General features: G+C 70.7%; 6 protein-coding genes. 1 reads left to right on the top strand and 5 read right to left on the bottom strand.

From position 1 onward, the window contains the following. Window positions 1–474, bottom strand: a 474-nt coding sequence (locus tag AB0C29_RS35515; RefSeq protein ID WP_360829842.1) for an RtcB family protein, incomplete at its 3' end; no start/stop codon positions are given. A gap of 153 nt (window positions 475–627) precedes the next feature. Here AB0C29_RS35515 and AB0C29_RS35510 point away from each other — a divergent pair. Further along, entirely contained in the window at window positions 628–1,044 is a 417-nt protein-coding gene (locus AB0C29_RS35510) for a DUF1801 domain-containing protein (RefSeq protein WP_360829840.1), read from the top strand. Between the two features lie 10 nt (window positions 1,045–1,054). On the opposite strand, the gene AB0C29_RS35505 is transcribed toward AB0C29_RS35510, so the two are convergent. The 4 genes from AB0C29_RS35505 to AB0C29_RS35490 all read right to left on the bottom strand — a co-directional run. Further along, window positions 1,055–1,738, bottom strand: a complete 684-nt coding sequence (locus AB0C29_RS35505) for a hypothetical protein (RefSeq protein WP_360829838.1) — start codon at window positions 1,736–1,738, stop codon at window positions 1,055–1,057. Window position 1,739: 1 nt separating this feature from the next. Beyond that, entirely contained in the window at window positions 1,740–2,672 is a 933-nt protein-coding gene (locus AB0C29_RS35500; RefSeq protein ID WP_203774887.1) for a ParA family protein, read from the bottom strand. Window positions 2,673–2,784: 112 nt separating this feature from the next. Further along, window positions 2,785–3,693 (bottom strand): site-specific tyrosine recombinase XerD, encoded by a 909-nt coding sequence (locus AB0C29_RS35495; protein WP_360829844.1) that lies wholly within the window; start codon window positions 3,691–3,693, stop codon window positions 2,785–2,787. Window positions 3,694–3,704: 11 nt separating this feature from the next. Beyond that, window positions 3,705–4,460: alanine dehydrogenase (locus tag AB0C29_RS35490; protein WP_360829836.1), on the bottom strand; the 756-nt coding region annotated here is incomplete at its 5' end.

The raw sequence follows: 4,460 nt of genomic DNA, 5'->3' as shown, positions 1-4,460 counted from the left end.
GACGAGGTCACCGGCGGCCAGCCCGAGCCGGGCCGCGTGGCCGTCGTCGAGCACGCCGCGGACCCGCGCGAGTTCGACGAAGTGGTTGCCGCGGCCGACGGTGCCCAGGCTCTCGGTATGGCCGGCCGGGATGTCGGCGTCCACGGAGGCCCAGGCCGGGTCGTCCGGCTCGACCGGCCGGTCGAGGTCCGGGAAGCGGCCGGCCAGGCGCTCGGGTACGGCCCGCTTGAGGTCGACGGGGAACACGGCGATGCCGCAGCCGATGTCGGAACCCACCAGGTGCGGGTAGAGGACGGTCGACGCCATCGCGGCGCCGATCGGGGCGCCCTTGCCGGGGTGCAGGTCGGGCATCGCGGCGACGTGGAGCATGCCGTCGAGGGCGGCCACCTGGTGGCACTGCGTGACGGCGTCGGACTCGATCCAGCTCCCGTCGGAGGCGAACACGGTGACGGAGGCAGACTGGTGCTGAGACAAGGAGTGCTCTTTCTGAAGACGTACGGGCGCGGCAGGCTGGGCGAGGTGGTGCGCGTCAGTACGTCATGCAGGCAGCTTGCGGGAGATCACCCGTCGGCGGCAACCGCTTTTCCGCTCGGCGCGGGCTTAAAATCCGGCGGGAGGTAGACGACGATGGCGGACAGCGGCAACAAGACGACGGCGACCGACGGTGACGTCGGCGCGTTCATCAACGGCATCGGCGACGACCAGCGCCGCCGGGATGCGACGCTGCTGATCGACACGCTGCGCGAGGTGACCGGGGAGCCGCCGGTGCTGTGGGGCACGTCGATCGTCGGCTTCGGCTCCCGCCACTACCGCTACGAATCGGGCCGTGAGGGCGACACTCCCGCGGTCAGCTTCTCCCCGCGGGCCGCCCAGACGACGCTGTACCTGTCCGGTGCCATGGAGGAGTACACGAGCCTGCTGGAACGCCTCGGGCAGCACAAGCTCGGCAAGGGCTGTCTCTACCTCAAGCGGGTCGACCAGGCCGACGCCGCCGCGCTCCGGGAGATCCTCGCGCTGTCGTACCGGATCGGCACGACCGGCTGACCCGCCGGTCTCAGAGCGGGACCGGTCCGCCCCACAGGCGCAGGAAGAGGACGCCGAGCACGTCCAGGATCATCAGCAGGAACGGGTAGCTCAGCGGGAAGAAGCAGCAGATCAGCAGGATCAGCACGCCGAGGTTCTTCTCCTCGAGCCACAGCCGCATCTGCTGCGCGCCGTTCCCGGGCCGCTTCAGCGCCGACCACAGGATGCCGAAGCCGTCCAGCGGCGGGATCGGGATCAGCGCCAGCAAGCCGAAGGCCAGCAGCCCCACCGCCAGGCAGAGCAGCACCTGCTCGCCCAGCGGCAGCGTGAAGCCCCGCAGCACGTCGGACATGTTCAGCACCGACAGCAGATTGTCCGGGAAGAGCAGCACGTACGCCAGGAACAGCACCTGCGCGACCACGATGCACGCCACCGGCCCGGACGCGAAGACCGCCGCCGCGCGGCCCCGGCCGTGGTAGCGGGGCACCTCGTCCACCGAGATGGTCTTGCCCCAGCCCATGCCGCCCACAGCGGCCGCGACCGCGCCGAACGGGTCGACGTCCTCGCGCAGTTGCGGCGTGACCGGGTCGCGGCGTTCACTCAGGCGCAGCGTGCGCGCGGTGATCCGGATCGCGAAGGCCCGCACCAGCAGGCCGAGCAGGAAGGCGCCGACCAGCGCGACGAACGCGACCGGTTCGCCGAGGGCGAAGAGCAAGCTAGCCCCGTTCCGCCTTGGCGGCGATGACCTCGCGGGCGAGCTGGCGGTAGTTGCGGGCGCCCGAGCTGGCCGGGTCCAGGCTGGTGATCGGCGCGCCGGCCACGGTGGACTCCGGGAACTTGACCGTCTTGGTGATGACGGTCTGGTAGACCTTGTCGCCGAACGCCTCCACGACCCGCTGCAGCACCTGGCGGCAGTGGGTGGTGCGGCTGTCGTACATGGTCGCCAGGATGCCCTCGAGCTCCAGGTCGAAGTTGAGCCGCTCGCGGACCTTGTCGATGGTGTCCAGCAGCAGGGCCACGCCGCGCAGGCTGAAGAACTCGCACTCCAGCGGGATGAGCACGCCGTGCGCGATGGTCAGCGCGTTGATCGCCAGCAGGCCCAGCGAGGGCTGGCAGTCGATCAGGATGAAGTCGTACTCCTTGCGCACGGTGCGCAGCACCCGGGCCAGGGCCATCTCCCGGGCGACCTCGTTGACCAGCTGGATCTCGGCCGCCGACAGGTCGATGTTGGCCGGCAGCAGGTGCAGACCGGCCACATCGGTCTTGATGATGACGTCCTCGGCGGTGACGTCGTCCTGCATGAGCAGGTTGTAGATGCTCAGGTCGAGGTTGTGCGGGTTGACGCCGAGGCCGACCGAGCAGGCGCCCTGCGGGTCGAAGTCGACGAGCAGCACCTTGCGGCCGTACTCGGCCAGGGCGGCGCCCAGGTTGATGGTCGTCGTGGTCTTGCCGACGCCACCCTTCTGGTTGGCGAGGGCGATGATCCGCGCGGGACCGTGCCGATCGGTCGGCATCGGCTCGGGGATCGGCCTGCGCATCGTGTATGCCGTCGGGTCGGCCGGGCCGAGGTCGGCGCCGAGGTCCAGCGAGCTCTGCTGATCGCGCAGGGCATTGGTCCACGCCTCAGCGCGATCATGATTTCCGCTCACGTCCCCAGCCCCCTCTCGACCCGCAGCCGGAGCCGATGCCCGACTGTACGCCAAAAGGTCCGCCCGACCGGGGTCAGCCGTTCGGCGTGTCGCAGGGACTGACGCTCACCTTCTAACGAGCGCGCGGGTGGGAGGTCGCGTACACCTCGCGAAGCCGGTCCACTGTCACCAGGGTGTAGAGCTGCGTGGTCGTCACCGAGGCGTGTCCGAGCAGCTCCTGCACGACCCGGACGTCGGCGCCGCCGTCGAGCAGGTGGGTCGCGTACGAGTGCCGCAGTGTGTGCGGCGACACGGCGTGCGGGCCCTCGACGGGCAGCCCGGCCGCCGCCGCGGCCCGGTGCAGGATGGCCCAGGCGCTCTGCCGGGACAGCGGTCCCCCGCGCTGGTTCAGGAAGACCGCCGGCGTGCCGCGTCCCTTCACGACCAGCTCGGGGCGGCCCTGCACCAGGTAGGCCTCCAGGGCGGCGCGGGCGTAGCGGCCGAGCGGGACGAGCCGGGTGCGGCCGCCCTTGCCGTGCAGGGTGACCGCCGCGTCGTCGGAGAGGTCCAGGTCGTCGACGGCCAGCCCGACCGCCTCGGAGATCCGCGCGCCCGTGCCGTAGAGGAACTCCAGCAGGGCGGTGTCGCGCAGCGAGCCGGGAACGGCCAGCAGCCGGGTGACCTGGTCGATGTCGAGGGCCTTGGGCAGGCGCTTGGGCGGGGTCGGCGGTTTCACCTCGCGGCTCACGTCGTGCGCCACGAGACCCTCGCGGGCGGCGAAACGGTGCAGGCCGCGGACCGCGCTCACGGCCCGGGCGGCCGACGCGGCCGAGAGCGCCGGATGCTCCGGCGACCCGGCCCGCAGCTCGGCCAGATGCCCGGTGACCTGGGCCGCGGTGACGTCGGCGAGATCACCGACGCCGGCCGCGGCCAGCGTTTCCCGATAACGGTCCAGATCCCGGCGGTACGAGGCCAGCGTGTTGCGGGACAGGCCGCGCTCGACCGACAGGTGGTCGAGATACGTCTGCACGGCCCGCCGCAGCTTGTCTGACGTCAGCTCAGTACCTCGGCCAGGGACAGTGCCTGCATGCCGTGGGCTTCGGCGACCGGGCCGTAGGTGACGTGCCCGGCGTGGGTGTTCAAACCCAGAGCCAGTGCCGGGTCGGACTTGACGGCGTCGCGCCAGCCGCGGTTGGCCAGCTCCAACGCGTACGGCAGGGTGACGTTGGTCAACGCGTACGTGCTGGTGTGCGGGACCGCACCGGGCATGTTGGCCACGCAGTAGAACATCGACTCATGCACCCGGTACACCGGGTCGGCGTGCGTGGTCGGCCGCGAGTCCTCGAAACAGCCACCCTGATCGATGGCGATATCGACCAGCACACTGCCGGGCTTCATCCGTGACACCAGCTCATTCGAGATCAGGTTCGGTGCCTTCGCCCCGGGCACCAGGACCGCGCCGATGACCAGGTCCGCGTCGATGACGGCCTTCTCGATCTCGTAGGCGTTCGACGCGATCGTCTGCAAGTGACCGCGGTAGTCGGCATCCGCCGCCCGCAGCCGGGCGATGTTCTTGTCCAGGACCAGCACCTCGGCCTGCATACCCAACGCGATCGCCGCGGCGTTCATACCCGACACACCGGCGCCGATGACCACCACCTTGGCCGCGTACACGCCCGGGACGCCACCCATCAACACGCCACGGCCACCGCCGGAGCGCATCAGGTGGTAGGAGCCGACCTGCGGGGCCAGCCGCCCGGCGACCTCCGACATCGGCGCCAGCAACGGCAACGACCGATCCGGCAACTC

Source organism: Actinoplanes sp. NPDC048791 (assembly GCF_040650095.1).
Classification (GTDB): domain Bacteria; phylum Actinomycetota; class Actinomycetes; order Mycobacteriales; family Micromonosporaceae; genus Actinoplanes.
The sequence above is the reverse complement of the archived record's forward strand: the minus strand, read 5'-3'. Positions and strand labels throughout refer to the sequence as shown.